Raw genomic sequence first — 18,412 nt, forward strand, 5'->3', positions numbered from 1 at the left:
TGCCGCTGGTACAGCGCGGCGCGGGAACGGGCAAGGGGGCGAAAGCGCTGGTATGTGCGGTACCCTCTACCTATCTTGGGTGAAACGATAATTGCGGGGCGACAGATTGGTCATCTCATCTCTGGCAGACAGTCTTGTGCGCGGCGTCGAAACCATCGGCGACAGCGTATCCGAGACGTTTTTTGAGCCTGTCATCCGCCTGGGTGTCACCGGGTTGGCGCGATCGGGCAAGACGGTTTTCATCACCTCGTTGGTGGCGAACCTGCTGGATCGGGGGCGCATGACCGGGTTGGTTGCGCAGCAGGAAGGTCGGATCAATGCCGCCTATCTGCAACCCCAACCGGATGACACCGTGCCCCGGTTCGATTATGAAGCGCACCTGTCCGCCCTGACGGGTCCGTCACCGCACTGGCCGGACAGCACACGCGCGGTGTCAGAGCTGCGCCTGTCCTTCAAAGCCCGCCCAGCCGGCTTGCTTGCTGGCTTGCAGGGGCCGCGCACCGTCCATCTGGATATCGTCGATTACCCCGGCGAATGGCTTCTGGATCTGGCCCTGCTGGACAAGTCTTATGCAGACTGGTCTCGGGAAACACTGGAACGTATCGAGGCCCGCTCGGAGGCGGTCGAGTATCTGGGGCAGGTCAATGCCGCAGACCCGTCCGGCGCACATGACGAGCCGACCGCGCAGGCGCTGGCATCGTCGTTCACAACCTATCTCAATCAGGCGCGTGAAGCGGGGTATTACGACTGTACCCCCGGGCGGTTCCTGCTGCCGGGGGATCTGGCCGGATCTCCGGTTCTGACCTTTGCGCCGTTGGTGGTGTCTGGCCCGTCGCGGCGCAGAACGCTTCAACGCGAGATGGAACGGCGATACGAAGCCTATAAAGCCCAGGTCGTGAAACCGTTTTTTCGCGATCATTTCTCGCGCATCGACCGGCAGGTGGTTCTCGTCGATGCGCTGGGCGCTATTCACAAAGGTCCACAGGCGGTCGAGGATATGCGCCGCGCCATGGCCGATATCCTGTCGGCCTTTCGCCCCGGCCGAAATGCATGGCTCAGCCAATTGCTGTTGGGCAAGCGGGTCGAACGCATTTTGTTTGCGGCGACAAAAGCCGACCATTTGCACCACACCCAGCATCCCCGCCTGACCGCGATCATCGAAGCATTGACGCGCGAGGCGCGCGATCGGGCGAGTTTCGCAGGGGCCCGGACCGAGGCCCTGTCCCTGGCTTCGCTGCGTGCTACGACCGAAGAACTGCGCCACCACGACGGGACAGACTTGCCATGCGTTCGGGGTACCCTGTTGGAGAACGGCAAACAGGCCGCCTTCTACCCGGGAGAATTGCCCGAGGATCCAGCGCATCTGTTGGGTCCGGCCCGAAACGGGGCTGATGCGTGGTTGGGCGAAGATTACGGCTTCATGGCCTTTGCCCCGGCAAAGCTGTCGCTAAAACCTGGTGATGGCCCGCCGCATATCCGGCTGGACAGGGCGGCACAGTTCTTGATCGGAGATCGGTTGTGACGACAATTCTGCGCCGCGCGCGCCCGACGGATGCGGGCACCATCGGGTCGATCCTGCACGGTTTCGCCTTGGAAAACGACTGGATGCCTGAATTGCACAGCTGCGTCGAGACAATTGCTTTCTGTGGTCGAATGATTGATCTGGAATGGGTGACCGTGGCCGAAACCGAGGCCGGCGTTGTTGGTTTTTTGGCGCTCGACGGTCGTGAAATCCATTCGCTTTATCTGGATGCTTCGGTTCGGGGCCGCGGGATTGGTCGGCAATTGCTGGATCACGCCAAATCGGCCCGCTCAGAGCTGAGCTTGTACGCGTTTCAGAACAATGCCCGAGCCTGCCGGTTTTATGAACGTAACGGCTTTGCCGAGGTGGCCCGCAGCGATGGGGCGGACAACGACGAAAACCTGCCGGACATACGGTTTGTCTGGCGCAGCGAGGATGTGATCAATGGCTAAAGGCCCGGTTTTGATCGATCTTGAAGCGGATGAGCCCCCTGCCGATGTCGCCAAGGCCCCGCCGGTGCCGGACATCGCGCAACCACAAGGGCAGGCGATGCAAGGCGCGGCACGGCTGGCGGCGCGCAAGCCATCGGCTCTGGCGCGCTGGTTCTGGGGGCTGGCCCTGGCAGTGGTCGGGGCGGCCGTATCGGTGGCCGCGTGGGATTTTGCAACTTCGCTGGTGGCGCGAACGCCTGTTTTGGGGTGGATCGTAACCGGGTTGATCGCCGCGCTGGTTCTTGTGGCGCTTATGATCGCAATCCGTGAACTGGCCGCATTGGGGCGATTGTCCCGTGTGGATGGCCTGCGTCGGGCCGCAGATACCGCGTTGGCAGAGGAAGATCTGGCTCAGGCCCGCGCAGTCACCAATCGTATCATCGCATTCTACAAGGGCCGGGAAGACACACGCTGGGGCCGCGAACGATTGGCCGAGCGGATGGCGGATCAGTTCGATGCGTCAGCTCTGCTGGAACTTGCCGAAGTTGAGCTGTTGGCGCCTCTGGACCAAGCCGCCAGCCGCGAGGTCGAGGCCGCGGCCCGGCAAGTTGCAACCGTGACCGCATTGGTGCCGCTGGCGCTTGCGGATGTGATAACCGCGCTGGCCGCGTCATTGCGGATGATCCGCCGGGTTGCCGAAATCTATGGCGGGCGCGCGGGTACGCTGGGCGGCTGGCGTCTGACCCGCAGTGTATTTGTGCATCTGGTGGCGACAGGGGCGGTTGCAGTCGGCGATGATCTGCTGGAGCCTGTCCTGGGCGGTTCCGTTCTGAGCAAACTGTCACGCCGGTTCGGCGAGGGTCTGGTCAACGGGGCACTCAGCGCTCGTGTGGGTGTGGTCGCGATGGAGGTGTGCCGCCCGTTGCCCTTCTCGGACAGGCACAAACCTTCGACGCGGGGCATCATCAAACGCGCCTTGCAGGGCCTGTTTTCCAAGGGTTGATCCAAAGCAAGGCGCCCCGGCCTGCGCTTCGGCACACTGAATGTGTCAAAGGAGCCAGCCATGACGGATCACGGTCACAGCCCGCAGGAAATCGCCGAACGGATCAACGCACCGCCCGGACGCGGAGTGTTGCGCGATGTCGTCTATGGCGGCATCGACGGGTCCGTCACCACATTTGCCATTGTGGCAGGCGTTGCAGGGGCAGGTCTTTCCCCTTTCGTTATCGTGGCGCTTGGCCTGGCGAATGTTCTGGCTGACGGGTTTTCGATGGCTGCAGGCAATTATTCAGGCACCAAGGCCGAGCTGGACAACATTCGCCGCATCCGCGCGGTCGAGGAACGCCACATTGCGTTGTACCCGGATGGTGAGCGCGAAGAAGTGCGAGAGATCCTTGCGCAAAAAGGGCTGTCTGGCGACATTCTGATCGAGGCCACGGCAGAGATCACCTCGAGCACCGAAAACTGGATCAACCTGATGATCGAAGGTGAATATGGTCTGGGCAGTGTCGACCCGCATCCGATGAAAGCCGCATTGGCCACCTTCTTTGCGTTTCTGGTGGCGGGGATGATCCCATTGCTGCCGTTTCTGGTGTCCGTGCCGAACGCGTTTGCGATCTCGGCCTGGATGACCATGGCTGTCTTCTTTGCGATTGGCGCGCTCAAAAGCCGGTGGTCACTGGCCCCCTGGTGGCGGTCGGGGATCGAGACGCTTTTGATCGGCGGGCTGGCCGCGCTGATCGCGTATCTCGTCGGGTCCCTGTTCCACCCATGAAATTTGCGGCGCTGGGATGACGGTTGTTGCAGTGGGCCTTACCGCAGACCCCGGACCTTTTCAGGCCGACGATCGCGCGCCCGGCGATTTCGGTGCTTTAGATCGGTTCACAGCTTTCCTGACTGTCACTTTCGGACGGCTCAAGATAGCCTGACCTCCAAAAGGATCGGAGACTCGGTTGGAATCGCTGCTTGTTCTTGTTGGCCTGATTGTTCTGGCCATCCCTGTGACATTGATCGCTCTTTTGGTCGGGCATTCCCGTTTGCGTCGCCGGGTAGAGCAGCTGGAAGCGCAAATCGACGCCTTGGCCTCAGGCGATGCGACGGTCCTGCCGCAACCGGAACAGGAAACGCCTGCACCGCATCCTGCTGCTGAAGAAAAGCCGCGCAGGCCGGCACCCTGGTCGGCTCCAAGGCGGCAGGAAGACAACAGTGCCGACGCTCAGGATGCAGAGGTTTCTTCTCCGGCTGTCGTGTTTCGCCATGACAGGTTTGCGGCATTGGGAGCGTGGCTGCGCGAGAACTGGTTTTATGTGGTTTCGGCCCTGTCTCTGGCGCTGGCCGGTATTTTCCTTGTGCAATACGGCGTCGAAAACGGTTTGCTGCCGCCGGCGGCCCGTGTCGTCGCAGCCCTGGGTTTCGGCACGGTTCTGATCATCGGAGGAGAAGTCCTGCGCCGCAAGTTCGGTGATAACGAAGCGGTGGCAACCGCCTATCTGCCCTCGGTCTTTTCCGGTGCCGGGCTTGTCACTTTGTTCGGGGCCATCCTGTCCGCGCGCCAGCTGTACAACCTGATCGGTGCCGAAACGGCACTGGCAGGGATGGTCGTTGTCGCGCTGGTGGGGCTCGTTCTGGGGTGGTTCCATGGTCCGCTGCTGGCTGCGGTCGGTTTGATCGGTGCCTTCGCGGCGCCTTTCCTAGTCGGGGGCACGTCCGATGATCCGTCGTGGCTTTACGCATATTTCCTGCTGGTCGCCGTCTTGGGGCTGGGTATCGACACGGTACGGCGCTGGGCGTGGATCTCGGTCCTGACACTGTTCGGGGCCTATGCGGCGAACCTGCTTCTGGTGATGGGCGCGCCGAGTACGGAATCGGGATACCTGATCGCGGCAACGGTGCTGGCGCTTTTGGCAACGGCCATTCCGGTGCGGCGCATTTGGCCAAATCACGCGGGCCCTATGCTAACTGAGATGATCCGCCGCCCAAAGGCCCGCCCCTGGCCAGAATTCCCAACTCGTCTGGCCGCCGGGGTCGTCGCGGCAAGTACGGTGATCCTGTCCTGGCATTGGGCGGATACAGAGTCCGAATTCTGGCTGGGCGTCAGCCTGTTGTCTGCCCTTGTTCTGGCGCTGCTCCTCTGGGCCAAGGATGCACCGGCCCTTCGGGACCTGACTGTCCTGCCTGCGGCCGGTTTGGTGGTCTTTGTCGCCTCTCACGGGCTTGAGGATGGCGCGGTTCTGGGCAGGTTCGCGGCCACTTACGCGGAAACGCCCGAGGCCGACTATCCGATGGTGGTGACTGTTCTCGTCGCTTTGGGAGGTTTGATGTCGGCCCTGATGGCGTGGCGGTCATTCAAGGCAAGCCAGTATCGCGCCGTTTGGGCCGGAGGAGCCGCGCTTTTTGCACCCGTTCTGGCCATCGCGCTGGAAATAGGCTGGCATCCGGCTTCGGTGATCGGGGCTTATCCTTGGGCGCTCCACGCGATTGCGCTGGCTGTGTTGATGGTGGTTCTGGCTGAACGCTTTGCCCGCGTTGACGGCGATGACCGGATGCGGGCGGCACTGGCCACCCTGTCCATGCTGTCGTGTCTGGTCTTTGCCTGCGTCATCGTGCTCAGCTCGGCGGCGCTGACGGTTGCATTGGTCGCCAGCGTTGTGGTTGCGGCCGCGTTGGACCGCAGGTTCATCCTGCCGCCGATGAGCTGGTTCATCTGGGCCGGTGTCTTTTCCGTCACGGTGCGTTTGGTGCTTGATCCCGGGCTGGATTGGGCCAATTCCGCTCCGGTGCTTGAGATGTCGATGGTCTATGGCGCGGCCACATTGGGATTTGTCGTGGGCTGGAGGCTTTTGCGTCCGTTGAAGCGCCCACTGGCGGCGCTGCTGCTGGAAAGCGCGGCCTGGGCGACAGCGGGTATCCTGCTTTCATTGCTGCTGCTGCGTTGGCTTGAAGGCTTCGGCGAGGGCGGCGCTGACAACAGCCATTGGGGCCTGGGTCTGCTGGCCGTCATCTGGCTTTTGCTTGCGTTCGCGCAGGTGCAGAGGTTCGGGCTGGGTGGCAAACTGAACTATCTGCGATACCTGCTTGCTCTGTTCTTTGCGGGGCATGGCCTTTTCTATCTGTTGCAGGCATTGGCGGACCAGAACCCCTTGTTTGATCCGAATGCGGATCCGGTGCTTGGGCCGCCGGTTTTGAATACGCTGGCCGTTGCTTATCTGTTGCCCGCATTGGCCATCGGCGGATCGGTCTGGAGGATCCGGGAAATGCCGAAACCGATCATGCAAGCAAGCTTTGCCGTTGCAGGGACGTTGGCGGCAGTTTGGTTGGGTTTGACCATCCGTCACGTCTGGCAGGGCGCGGCGGGTATGTATGAAGGCAACGGCGTCACCCAGCCGGAACTGTATACCTACACTTTGGTGCTGCTGCTGATCGGGGCCGCTTTGTTCTATCAATCTCTTGCCCGCCGATCCGACCTGATGCGCAAGGCCGGGCTGGCGGTGATCGGGCTGGCGGTGGCCAAGGTCTTCCTGATCGACATCGCCGGTCTGGGCGGCCTGATCCGGGTGTTTTCGCTGTTGGCGCTGGGCCTTGCGCTGGCCGGTCTTGCGTGGCTGAACCGGTGGGCGAAACTGCGCCATTCGCCGCAGCGGGCAGAACCTCTGGACCATTAGGTGCCGGCGTCATATAAGCGCGCCATGTATGACCGGATGGCCATCATTATTCGAATTATATCCCCGGCGCTCTGACCTCCTGAGACGCCGGGCAAAGGTGTTTGAGACTTCGCACCGACCGCTTCGATCCAATAGACGACCAGATCATCCAAAGGACGCCCCAAATGTGCGCCGACACGATCCAGACACCTGATTACAAAGACACGCTGAACCTGCCCAAAACCGATTTCCCCATGCGCGCCGGCCTGCCCAAGCGCGAACCCGCATGGCTGGAACGGTGGGAGACCATCGGTGTCTATGACCGCCTGCGCGAGAAAAAGGGCCGCACGCCCTTTACCCTGCACGATGGCCCCCCTTACGCGAATGGTCACCTGCATATCGGCCACGCCCTGAACAAGACCATCAAGGACATGATCGTGCGATCCCATCAGATGATGGGCTTTGATGCGCGATACGTCCCCGGCTGGGACTGCCACGGCCTGCCGATCGAATGGAAGATCGAGGAACAGTACCGCAAGAAGGGCAAGAACAAGGACGAGGTGAACATCGTCGATTTCCGTCAGGAATGCCGCAAGTTCGCCGAAGGCTGGATCGACGTGCAGCGCGAAGAGTTCAAGCGTCTGGGCATCACTGGCAACTGGCCCGATCCCTACATCACCATGGATTATCACGCCGAGGCGGTGATTGCGGACGAATTTATGAAGTTCCTGATGAACGGCACGCTCTATCAGGGTTCAAAGCCAGTCATGTGGTCGCCCATCGAAAAGACGGCCCTGGCCGAGGCCGAGGTCGAGTATCACGACAAGGAAAGCTTCACCATCTGGGTGAAGTTCAAGATCGTCAACGCGGGTGATCTGGATGACGCCTGTGTGGTGATCTGGACGACCACGCCGTGGACCATGCCGTCGAACAAGGCCGTCGTATACGGTAAAGACATCTCCTATGGACTCTACGAAGTCACCGGCGCGCCGGAAGAATGCTGGGCCAAGGTAGGCGACAAGTTCCTGTTGGCCGACAACCTGGCCGCCGATGTATTGGGCCGTGCCCGTCTGAACGACGATCAGTGGACCCGTGTGCGTGACGTGACTGCCGACGAATTGGAGAGCGTTCAGCTGCTTCACCCGCTGGCCGGCGCCGATGGCGGCAATGGCGAATGGGACGACATCCGCGATTTCCGCGCCGCTGACTTCGTGACCGATACCGAAGGTACTGGATTCGTCCACTGCGCGCCGTCCCACGGGATGGAGGAATTCGAGCTGTACCGTGATCTGGGCATGCTGGAGCAGGTCATCACCTATAACGTGATGGACGATGGCTCGTTCCGCGCTGATCTGCCGTTCTTTGGCGGCAAATACATCCTGTCCCGCAAGGGCGGCGAGGGTGACGCAAACAAGGCCGTCATCGACAAGCTGGCCGAAGTCGGCGGGCTGCTGGCGCGCGGCAAGATCAAGCACAGCTATCCGCATTCGTGGCGCTCGAAAGCTCCAATCATCTACCGCAACACGCCGCAGTGGTTCGCATCCGTCGACCGCAAGCTGGATGACGGTATGGGCGAGATGGGCGACACCATCCGCGAACGTGCTCTGCGCTCCATCGACGAGCTGGTGAAATGGACCCCGCAGACGGGTCGTAACCGCCTGTATTCGATGATCGAGGCGCGCCCGGACTGGGTTCTGTCGCGCCAGCGTGCATGGGGTGTGCCGCTGACCTGCTTCACCAAGAAGGGCGCTCTGCCCACCGACGCGGATTACCTGTTGCGCAACGCCGAACTCAACGCCCGCATCAAGGCAGCGTTCGAGAAGGACGGCGCCGACGTCTGGTACACCGACGGCTTCAAGGAAAAGATCCTCGACGGAATCGCCAACCCGGACGATTACGAACAGGTCTTTGATGTGCTGGATGTGTGGTTCGACTCGGGTTCCACCCACGCCTTCGTTCTGCGCGACCGCGAGGACGGGACCGAGGATGGCATTGCCGATGTCTACATGGAAGGCACCGACCAGCACCGCGGCTGGTTCCATTCGTCCATGCTGCAAGCCTGCGGCACAAAGGGCCGCGCGCCCTATCGCAACGTAGTGACCCACGGTTTCACGCTGGACGCCAAGGGCAACAAGATGTCCAAGTCGCTGGGCAACACCATCGTGCCGGAAGAGGTCGTCAAGCAATACGGCGCCGATATTCTGCGCCTATGGGTGGCTCAGACCGACTATACCGCCGACCAGCGGATCGGGCCGGAGATTCTGAAGGGCACTGCCGACAGCTATCGCCGTCTGCGCAACACCATGCGGTTCATGCTGGGCTCATTGGCCGACTTCACCGAGGCCGACCGCGTCGCGCCCGAGGATATGCCGCGTCTGGAACGCTGGGTTCTCAGCCGTCTGGCGGAATTGGATGAGCAGGTGCGCAAGGGTTATGCCGCGTTTGATTTCCAGGGTGTTTTCAGCGCCGTGTTCAACTTTGCGACGGTTGATCTGTCGTCCTTCTATTTCGACGTTCGCAAGGATGTTCTGTACTGCGACGGGGACAGCACACGCCGCCGCGCCGCGCGCACTGTTCTGGATATTCTGTTCCACCGCCTGACCACCTGGCTGGCCCCGGTTCTGGTCTTCACCATGGAAGAGGTCTGGCTGGAGCGGTTCCCGGGCGACGACAGTTCGGTCCATCTGGTGGACTTCCCGGACACACCCGCCGATTGGCGCGATGCCGAGCTTGAGGCCAATATGGCCAAGGTGCGTCGTGTGCGCCGGGCCGTGACTGCCGCGCTCGAGGTTCAGCGTCAGGACAAGGTGATCGGCTCCAGCCTCGAGGCGGCACCGATCGTGCATGTCGAGGATGGTGATACCCGCGATCTGCTGGCCACGTTCGACGTGGACGACATGTGCATCACCTCGGGCCTGACCGTGACCGGCGATCCCGCCCCGGCCGAGGCGTTCCGTGTGCCGGAAATCGAAGGCGTTGCCGTCGTGTTCGAAAAAGCAGAAGGCGAGAAATGTCAGCGTTGCTGGAAAATCCTGCCTGATGTGGGCCGCCACACCCACGCGGGCGTCTGCGGGCGCTGCAATGAGGCGCTGGGATAAATCAACGCGCCCCCCGAATTCAGTCGGGGGGCATTTTGGGCTATGTCTGCACAGATTGCCGTGTTGGATTGAACAGATCAAAGCCAATGGCAGGATCTGACAGGGCTTTCCAAACCTGATAGTCCGTAAAGTAACCGGTGTGCCCGCCGGGATCGACCGGGATGTTTCGATTTGCAAAAATGAGCCCACCCTCGATCTCGGTTCCGACAAAATCGTCCTGCCGGAAGATGTTGAACCACGCGGCGTTCAACTGACTGGCGGTGATGGTGAACATCTCGGGAAAATAGCGCTGATAGATATGGGTGACCGGAGAGCCCATCGTGATGAGTGTCAGAGCCCGCCCGCCGATGCGTCTTTGGACACGTGGGTCAGCAAGCATCTGTGTGGCGATCACGGTGCCCTGCGAATGGGATATCACCGTGATATGATCCGCTGGAAAGATATCGAGAACATAGTACAACGTGCGATAGAAACGCTCGTCTATCGCCTTACGATCCGGATAGTTGCGTTGCCGCGTTTCCAGATCTTTTTCCAGATAGCATTTGTCGCGAATGGCGTAGGTAACGATATCCCGTGCAACGCCCAGCCCGGCGGAAACAAAATCAGAAAACCGGTACATCAACGCAGTTGCGCCAAGAACGATCAGGCCGATCTCGCCCTGCGAACAGGCCAACCTGTCCAAAGCCCAAGAGATCGGGTTGGTTTCACCTATGCCCACGTTGCATGCGGCCTCAAAACTCTGGTTGGCTGCGATCTCTCGGATCGTGACCAGAACCAGCACGATTGTACCAAACAGAAAGACCCACTGCGCCAGCCGGTTTACAATCGCCCGGCTAATCAGACCGCTGCGGGTGTGAAGGTTGGCCTTGTACGTTTTGCGACCTGCAAAAAGCCCGACGCCAACGAACCCCAACAGAACGATGGCCACAAAGGCCACGCTGAGAGTTTCGATGGACTCGTTCAAATTGCTTTCAAAAAGACGTTGCAGCTGACCGCCGGACAGGCCCGAAACAGTTTCCAGTAATTGCTCTATGGTCAACCAGAGGCCGGAAATGAAGAACATCCAGAAAACCAGCATGCCTGCACAGATGCTGGGGTACAGCCGCCTGTGCTCTGAAAGTGTGTCATTGATCCGCAACGTCCAGGCGGACAACGCGTAAAGAATGATTGTCAGGAAGATAAGAGTGGCCCAGAAGATGGAGAGCAGAAAAACCTGAAACGCCACGAATTGCTCCAGGGCCGGCGGGCAATTTCCGGTTTCGGAAGGGGCGCATGCCCACAATTTCAGGCCCAGCGGCCCAATGACCAGGCACAGGGTCAGTGCTGTTCCCATTGCGAGCATTCCTCGCCAGAAGACCCGCCTGAGATAGGTCGGTGCGGATCGGCTTTGCCCCAGCCCGACAATGGCTCCGCCGGCGTATAGCACGAACAGAAGCCAGAACAACAGGGTAGGGTTCTGGAAAACCGAGACAGGTATCCGGTCGGTCAAGACCGCTGCGGCACCGATCAACAAAAATACGTTCAGCGTCGCAACCGCACCGAAGAAGACCCATGTGAAAAGATGTACCAGCTGTGCCGCCAGTGTATTCCTGCCATTGGGTTGGTCCGAAGCAACGCCTTTTCGGATGTGGGTTTGCTCGACATTGTCCATCGCCAGATATCCCAACGCCAGAACGACCCAAATCAGGTCCAGCACGGTTTTGATCGCTCCTTTCGGGGCCGGAGAGCGATCAGCCCAATAAACTTCGGCAAACAGGGCCTTGTCCTGAGGAACAGCCGGGTCAGTCACCGTGCGCAGATTGACTTCGAACAGCTCTGCATTTCGTGGATTTCCGTCGAAGGTGGATTCGGCCAGTTCGATCATGCCGCGTTCGACTTCGATCGGTGGTCTGGGGTTTCCATCCAGCCAAGTTGTTGCTGCGCCAACGACCTGATCGACGGTTTCGCCGGGTTTTTGTTCACCGATTCCATGTACTGTGAGGATCAAATGTCGACCCATTGCGTTCTCCAAAATCTCTTTAAGTAACGGCAGGAGCGTATCACGAATGGCGCCAATGCCCAAAAATGACGTTTTGCGTGGTCTTGCACATTCCCGCGCTTGTGCTTGGCGCTTTGATCTGAAACCGTCGGTCCATGGCGATGATTTCCGTTGAAACTCAGTTCGGACGACTTGGTGTTGAAGAAACGGACGGGGCCCTTGCACGGCTTGTCTGGAACGGCAGGGACGAGGGTGAGCCGACTGCGCTGCTGCGCGAAGCCGCCGCCCAGTTGAGGGCCTATGATCAAGGGCGGCTTGACCGTTTCGATCTGCCGTATCACATTGACGGTTCAGAGTTTCAAAAGCGGGTCTGTGACCTGATGTATGCCATCCCGCTTGGAGAAACGCGCACCTATGGCGATATCGCCAAAGAACTGGGGCAACCCGCCCAGCCGGTTGGCCAGGCCTGCGGAGCAAACCCCATTCCCGTGATCATTCCCTGTCACCGGGTACTGGCTGCTAATGGCCTGGGCGGTTTTTCGGGCGACGGTGGTGTTGAGACGAAAGTTGCCCTGTTGCGGCATGAGCGGGCGGCAGGTCTTTTGATCTGAGCGTCGAAATTCGGTTGCAATCCGCTTTTTGCAGACACAACTTGTAACCATTGCTGAATTTGAAGGACCGCATTGCATGACCACTGAACAAGACCGTGCAGCCCGCAAGAAGGCCATTATCGACCGGTTGATGTCGCTTGAAGCGCAAGAGCTTGCAACGGCGCAGGCGCATTACGATGCGTTTTTGAAAGATGCCCAGTTGGATGACAGGGAAGGTCACGACAAGGATGACATTGCCGCATCGCGGGAAAACGCCGATCTGGCGGCTGCCTTCGATGCCCCGGTTCATGCGCATCATGCCAAGATTGATGTCATCGAAAATACCGATTTCAGCCTTGCCGACACGGTCAGGCCAGGAGCTGTGATCAAGTTCAACAACCGCAGATTTGTCGTGTGTGTCTCGACAACGCGGTTTGAAGTGGATGGCAAGACCTATATGGGCATTTCAACCCAAAGCCCGATATATCTGGCGATGGCAGGTCTGCAAAAGGGCGACGTCTTTACCCATAACGGCACCGAGTTCGAGGTGCAGGACGTTCTGTAAAACGGGACGGGCAGCGCTACGTCAGGCGTGGCGCTGCGGAACAACCTGTTGAGCGATGCCTGCGAAGGTCAGGTACAGGCTGGTGATGACCAGCCCCCAATGGGCCCAGCTTTCGGGGTGAAAATCGACCCATGCGGCCCAACCCGCGAAGAACGTCCATGCCAGCGCCATCGGCAAGGTCAGGCTGCGCCAGCGCTCGGTGCGCACGGGATGCACGAATTTCAGCGGTAGAAACATGGCCAGCGACAGCAGGGTGACCAGCAGCAGGATGATCCAGAAATTCGGTTCCAGTGCGAAGATCACGATCACGAACATGTTCCAGCACCCGGGAAAACCGGAAAAGGAATTGTCCTTGGTCTTCATGCGTGTATCCGCGAAATACATCGCACTGGCAAATGTGATGACGATGATCGCGAACCATCCGGTCCAGCCGTCCATCAGCCCCGATTTGAACAGGGCAAAAGCCGGAATGAACACATAGGTCAGGTAATCGATGATCAGATCCAGCAGAACGCCGTCGAACTCGGGCGCGTTGTGCTTGACGTGATAATGTCGCGCCAGCGGGCCATCGATACCGTCTACAATGAAAGACACGACAAGCCAAAGATACATAAGGCTCCATTTCTCTTCGACCGCGGCCAGCATGGCCAACATGGCAAAAACAGCGCCTGTTGCAGTAAAGAGATGAACGGAAAGAGCTTTGAATCTGAGTGTCATGCGAGCGTCATGACTGATGCGCGTCCGAGATGCAAACCAAAAGCCCGGGTTTTCGAGTCATGTGCACTTCAGGCTTTGGGATGCGCGCTGTTGTAGACCTCCATCAACCGCGCAGTGTCCACTGCCGTATAGGCCTGCGTCGTCGACAAAGAGGCGTGGCCTAGAAGCTCTTGAATGGCACGCAGGTCGCCTCCGGCTGACAGCAGGTGGGTGGCAAAGCTGTGCCGCATCGCGTGGGGTGTTGCGGTTGAGGGCAGCCCCAATTGCATACGTGCCTTGGCCATGACCCCTTGGATTGCACGCGGGTTCAATGGCCCGCCACGGACGCCTCGAAACAGGGCTTTGTCCTGTGCTTGTGGATGGGGACACAGCTTCAAATATCCGTCGACCGCTTCGCGAGCGGCAGGAAGAACCGGTACGACCCTCTCTTTGTCGCCTTTCCCGACGATGCGCAGCGTGGTGGGCAAAGGCGCGTCCGCTCCGGTCAGGGACAGCGCCTCGGATATGCGCAGGCCGCATCCGTACAGCAGCGTGACAACCGCGACGTCGCGCGCCGCGACCCAGTCGGATGTGGATTGCAGTTCCACTGTATCGATCATGGCGCGGGCTGCATCTTCGGCCAGCGGACGGGGCAGTTTCTTGGTGAATTTCGGCGCGCGGGTGGACAGAACGGCGGTGGGCTCGAACCCCTCACGCTCTGCCAGCCAACGGTAGAAGCTTTTGACCGCCGACAGTTTGCGCGCCAAAGACCGCGCGCTGACGTCCGCGCCACGCTGATCCGCCATCCAGGCGCGCATATCCGACACCGTGATCCGTTCCAGCGCCTTCAGGCCATGCCGTTCGGCGTGATGCAGGGTCATGAACGACAGAAACTCGACGACATCGCCACGATAGGCGTTTAGCGTATTCTCGGATCGTCCGGCAAGCGCGCTCAGGCTGTCCAGCCAATGCTGAAGCGCGTCGCGGCAAGCGGGCGAGACCAGGCTCACGACAACCAGTGGCGCATCGAGCGTTCGAACACGCCGGCAAAAAAGGCCAGAAGATCGGTGCCCAGCTGCGGGGTGAAATGCCGCGGGTCGCGGGCGGCCATGACGATCATGCCCGGAAGGCGACCGGCCCCGAGGTCCAGCTTCAGGCAGGCCTCGGAACGAAGCTGATCGGCCTGTGACCCGAAAATACGTCGGTTTGGCTGATGGATTTCCCGCAAGATCACATCCCGCGCAGGACCGCCGCGATCAATGGTCAGGTACCGGTCGATGAAGCCGGGTTCCGCGATCGTCAGGACCCCGCCCAACGTGTCGATTGCGGGATCGTTCTGAACCACGGTTGTTTCCAGAACCAGCGTAACGCTGTCGACGCGCAGGATGTCCGCCACATCGGCGCCCAGCGCGCGCAGGAAATCTTCGAACTCGACAGGTTCCAGCAATCGCAGAATGGCGCGGTGGACCTGATTGGTGCCCGCGAGGTTTTCATAGGCCGCAGCGATGACGGAACGGTGGGTGTCTTCCAGCCGATCCAGCCGCGCCTCGAGCCGTTGCATTGCAATGCCGCGCAGGTCTATCACGTTGTCGCCGCGCGCTTGTTCGTTGGCAGCGACAAGCGCCTGCATCAGGTCTTTGTCGTCCAGTACGACATCCGGCTCGGCCAGAATTGCCGCGCGGAGGTTATCCTCGAGTTTGGGGGTGCTGCTCATGTCCCGTCCGGTCTTTTTTGTTGTCGCGGCTTATAACATGCCGGACCGGATTTGCCTTGGAAAAAATGCACGCAAGGGTGGATTTCCTTGCATGTTGTGGCAAGGGGCTCCCGCCCGCCATGCCCGATCACAGATCAGGCATTTGGCCGTTGGGCCGGGCGCGGCGCCTGATGGCGCCGCGCGGTTGCAAGCCAGATCAGAGGATTTTCTGACCGGTTTTGGCCCAGTCGGCCAGAAAGGTTTCCAGACCTTTGTCGGTCAGCGGATGGTCGGCCAGCTTCTTGATTACGGCAGGCGGTGCGGTGATCACGTCGGCTCCGATGCGGGCGCTGTCGGTCACGTGGTTGACGGTACGGATCGATGCAGCAAGGATTTCGGTCTCGAACCCGTAGTTGTCATAGACCTGACGGATGTCTGCGATCAGGTCCATGCCGTCGAGGTTGATATCGTCAAGCCGTCCGATGAAAGGCGAGATGAATGTCGCGCCCGCTTTCGCAGCCAGAATCGCCTGATTGGTCGAGAAGCAGAGCGTCACATTGACCATCTGGCCTTCGTCGCTGAGCGTCTTGCAGGTTTTCAGGCCGGCCCATGTCAGCGGAACCTTGACGGCGATGTTCGGTGCGATCTTGGCCAGTTTGCGGCCTTCGGCGATCATGTCGTCAGCTTCTGTGGCGACAACCTCGGCCGATACCGGGCCATCGACCAGATCACATATCTCTTTGGTCACTTCCAGAATGTCGCGACCTGACTTCAGGATCAGCGAAGGGTTGGTGGTTACGCCGTCCACCATGCCCAGATCGTTCAGTTCGGCAATGGCGTCGATCTCGGCGGTGTCTACGAAGAATTTCATGAGGGCAGTCCTTTGATGGGTTGGCCTTGGTCGCGGATGGCTTTACCTCAAAGAGACCCCTGCTGGAACCCCCTGCGAAGGATATGCCGTGAGCGCTAACGGATTTTTCGACCAAGGAGAGCTGGTTGCGGTGCTGACAACACAGCCACTGGACCGAACGCTGGATTACAAAGCGCCCGAGGGTGGGTGCTTTCTGGGCGCGTTTGTCGAAGTGCCGTTGGGACCTCGCAAAGTCTTGGGCGTGGTTTGGGGGCCGGGGCAGGGCGGCTTTGATCTGAGCAAGGCGCGCTCGGTAATCCGGGTTCTTGACGTTGCACCGATGCGTGAAGAGATGCGGGTGTTTCTGGAAAAGGTCGCCGATTACACTCTGACACCAATGCCTGCGATGCTGCGTCTGGCGACGCGGGCACCGGGCTTGGGTGATCCGCCATCGATGCGCAAGGTCTATCGCTTGGGTGAAGGCCAACCAGACCGATTGACCGATGCGCGGACCCGGGTTCTGGGGGTATTGCGCGACTACGGCGGGCTGGCTTTTACCTTGAAAGAGCTCGCCGAGCAGGCGGGTGTAACGTCATCTGTTGTCAAAGGGTTGGTCAAACAAGGCGCCGTGCGCGAAGAGGACAGCCCGCGCGACTTGCCTTATCCTCATCTTGATCCGGACCTTCCCGGGAAAGACCTGACAGCGGATCAGGCAGCGGCGGTCGAACGGCTTCAGGCCGGGCAGCGGACCGGTGATTACGGCACCACGCTGCTGAAAGGGGTTACCGGTTCCGGCAAGACTGAGGTCTATTTGGAGGCTGTGGCTGAGGCGCTGCGCATGGGGCGGCAGGCCTTGGTCCTGCTGCCCGAGATCGCCCTGACCGCAGAATTTCTGACCCGGGTCGAGGCGCGGTTCGGTGCGCGCCCGGCGGAATGGCATTCCGGCGCTACCATGACGGAACGGCGGCGGGTCTGGCGGATGGTCGGGCAGGGCAATGCGCAACTGGTCGTTGGCGCCCGGTCGGCGCTGTTTCTGCCATTCCGCGATCTGGGGCTTGTGGTCGTCGATGAAGAACACGACACGTCCTACAAACAGGAAGACGGCGTGCACTACAGCGCACGCGACATGGCGGTTCTGCGCTCGGCGATTTGTGGCGCGCGGGTGATCCTGGCCAGTGCGACACCTTCGCTTGAAAGTTGGGCCAATGCCGAGGCGGGCAAGTACGAAAGGCTTGACCTGACCTCGCGTTTTGGGGCGGCGGTATTGCCCGAGATGAAGCCCATCGACATGCGGGCCGAGCAGATGCAGCCCGGAACGTGGGTTTCTCCGTCTTTGCGGCAAGCGGTGCAGCAGCGGATCGAAAAAGGTGAACAATCGCTGTTGTTCATCAACCGCCGTGGCTATGCGCCGGTGACCTTGTGTCGGGCCTGTGGCGAGCAGATCGCCTGTGATCAGTGCGACGCACGCATGGTCGAGCATCGGTTTCTCAAGCGATTGATGTGCCACCAATGCGGCGAAACCAAGCCGATGCCCGAAGCCTGCCCCTCCTGCGGCGTGGAAGGCAAGCTGGCCCCGGTCGGGCCGGGGATCGAACGGCTGGCGGAAGAAGCCGAGGCGACCTTCCCCGAGGCGAAAATCGCGATGCTGAGTTCTGACCTTTTTGGTTCAGCCCGGGCATTGAAAGCCAAGATAGAAGAGATCGCCGCCGGGGATGCCGACATTATCATCGGTACGCAGTTGGTGGCGAAGGGGCACAACTTTCCCAAGCTCACATTGGTCGGTGTGATTGACGCTGACCTGTCTCTGCACGGCGCGGATCTGCGCGCGGCTGAGCGTACGTTTCAATTGATGCGGCAAGTGGCTGGGCGCGCGGGACGGGCGGACAAGCCAGGGCAGGCGCTTTTGCAGACATTTCAACCGGAACACCCGGTGATCCGGGCCATCCTGTCGGGTGATGAGGAAGGGTTCTGGAAAGCCGAGGCAGCGGGTCGGCAGGCGGCAGGCGTGCCGCCCTATGGTCGCATGGCCGGAATCGTGTTGTCGGGCCCCGAGGTCGGGCCGGTCTTCGATATCGGCAATGCAATGGCCCGCAACGAATCGCCCCTGCGCGCGATCGGTGCTCAGGTCTTTGGCCCGGCGCCGGCACCTATTGCACGTATACGCGGTCGCCACAGAGTGCGCTTGTTGGTGAAAGCCCCGAAAGGGGCGCCGATTCAGGATGCCATTGCCCGCTGGATCGCCCCGTTGCGCCTGAAGGGCGATATCCGCCTGACCGTCGATATCGACCCACAGAATTTTTACTGACCTCTGCATCTGTGCAGGGTGATTGTGCGCAGACCGCTTCCCTC

The 18,412-nt window shown here is 60.4% G+C and carries 14 protein-coding genes; 9 read left to right on the forward strand and 5 right to left on the reverse strand.

Annotated features, from left to right (window positions below; translation table 11 throughout):
* The first annotated feature begins 106 nt into the window (after positions 1-106).
* The 6 genes from GS611_RS14470 (at position 107) to ileS (ending at position 9,691) form a co-directional block, all read left to right on the forward strand.
* Positions 107-1,522 (forward strand): YcjX family protein, encoded by a 1,416-nt coding sequence (locus tag GS611_RS14470; RefSeq protein ID WP_171636803.1) that lies wholly within the window; start codon positions 107-109, stop codon positions 1,520-1,522.
* A complete protein-coding gene (locus GS611_RS14475; RefSeq protein WP_171636804.1) occupies positions 1,519-1,974 on the forward strand; it encodes a GNAT family N-acetyltransferase in 456 nt (151 codons plus the stop codon). Before GS611_RS14470 ends, GS611_RS14475 begins: the two co-directional genes overlap by 4 nt.
* Positions 1,967-2,956 (forward strand): YcjF family protein, encoded by a 990-nt coding sequence (locus GS611_RS14480; RefSeq protein WP_171636805.1) that lies wholly within the window; start codon positions 1,967-1,969, stop codon positions 2,954-2,956. The genes GS611_RS14475 and GS611_RS14480 overlap by 8 nt, the downstream gene beginning before the upstream one ends.
* A gap of 60 nt (positions 2,957-3,016) precedes the next feature.
* Positions 3,017-3,727 (forward strand): VIT1/CCC1 transporter family protein, encoded by a 711-nt coding sequence (locus tag GS611_RS14485; RefSeq protein ID WP_171636806.1) that lies wholly within the window; start codon positions 3,017-3,019, stop codon positions 3,725-3,727.
* 178 nt (positions 3,728-3,905) lie between these two features.
* Positions 3,906-6,614 carry a DUF2339 domain-containing protein gene (locus GS611_RS14490; protein ID WP_171636807.1) on the forward strand — a complete coding sequence of 903 codons (2,709 nt, stop codon included), beginning with the start codon at positions 3,906-3,908 and terminating at the stop codon, positions 6,612-6,614.
* A 164-nt stretch (positions 6,615-6,778) separates the two neighbouring features.
* Positions 6,779-9,691 (forward strand): isoleucine--tRNA ligase, encoded by a 2,913-nt coding sequence (gene ileS / locus GS611_RS14495; protein ID WP_171636808.1) that lies wholly within the window; start codon positions 6,779-6,781, stop codon positions 9,689-9,691.
* Between the two features lie 40 nt (positions 9,692-9,731).
* Here ileS and GS611_RS14500 read toward each other — a convergent pair whose 3' ends face one another.
* The gene (locus GS611_RS14500) at positions 9,732-11,690 is read right to left on the reverse strand and encodes a hypothetical protein (RefSeq protein ID WP_171636809.1); all 1,959 of its coding nucleotides are present in this window, start codon (positions 11,688-11,690) and stop codon (positions 9,732-9,734) included.
* Positions 11,691-11,824: 134 nt separating this feature from the next.
* Between GS611_RS14500 and GS611_RS14505 the strand changes: the two genes are divergently transcribed.
* Both GS611_RS14505 and GS611_RS14510 read left to right on the forward strand, forming a co-directional pair.
* Entirely contained in the window at positions 11,825-12,280 is a 456-nt protein-coding gene (locus GS611_RS14505) for a methylated-DNA--[protein]-cysteine S-methyltransferase (protein WP_171636810.1), read from the forward strand.
* Between the two features lie 76 nt (positions 12,281-12,356).
* Entirely contained in the window at positions 12,357-12,824 is a 468-nt protein-coding gene (locus tag GS611_RS14510) for a hypothetical protein (RefSeq protein ID WP_152457211.1), read from the forward strand.
* A gap of 21 nt (positions 12,825-12,845) precedes the next feature.
* Here the strand turns inward: GS611_RS14510 and GS611_RS14515 are convergent, their stop codons facing one another.
* The 4 genes from GS611_RS14515 to fsa form a co-directional block, all read right to left on the reverse strand.
* Positions 12,846-13,541, reverse strand: coding sequence for a phosphatidylcholine/phosphatidylserine synthase (locus tag GS611_RS14515; RefSeq protein ID WP_170344959.1), 696 nt, complete (start codon positions 13,539-13,541; stop codon positions 12,846-12,848).
* A gap of 68 nt (positions 13,542-13,609) precedes the next feature.
* Positions 13,610-14,530 (reverse strand): tyrosine-type recombinase/integrase, encoded by a 921-nt coding sequence (locus GS611_RS14520; protein ID WP_171636812.1) that lies wholly within the window; start codon positions 14,528-14,530, stop codon positions 13,610-13,612.
* Entirely contained in the window at positions 14,527-15,234 is a 708-nt protein-coding gene (locus tag GS611_RS14525; protein ID WP_171636814.1) for a DUF484 family protein, read from the reverse strand. The genes GS611_RS14520 and GS611_RS14525 overlap by 4 nt, the downstream gene beginning before the upstream one ends.
* A gap of 196 nt (positions 15,235-15,430) precedes the next feature.
* Positions 15,431-16,084, reverse strand: coding sequence for a fructose-6-phosphate aldolase (fsa, locus tag GS611_RS14530; protein WP_152457215.1), 654 nt, complete (start codon positions 16,082-16,084; stop codon positions 15,431-15,433).
* A gap of 88 nt (positions 16,085-16,172) precedes the next feature.
* Here fsa and GS611_RS14535 point away from each other — a divergent pair, with 88 nt between their 5' ends.
* On the forward strand, positions 16,173-18,368 hold the full coding sequence (locus GS611_RS14535) for a primosomal protein N' (RefSeq protein WP_171636816.1): 2,196 nt from the start codon (positions 16,173-16,175) through the stop codon (positions 18,366-18,368).
* The last annotated feature ends 44 nt before the right edge of the window (positions 18,369-18,412 follow it).

Source organism: Ruegeria sp. HKCCD6119 (assembly GCF_013110585.1).
GTDB lineage: Bacteria > Pseudomonadota > Alphaproteobacteria > Rhodobacterales > Rhodobacteraceae > Ruegeria.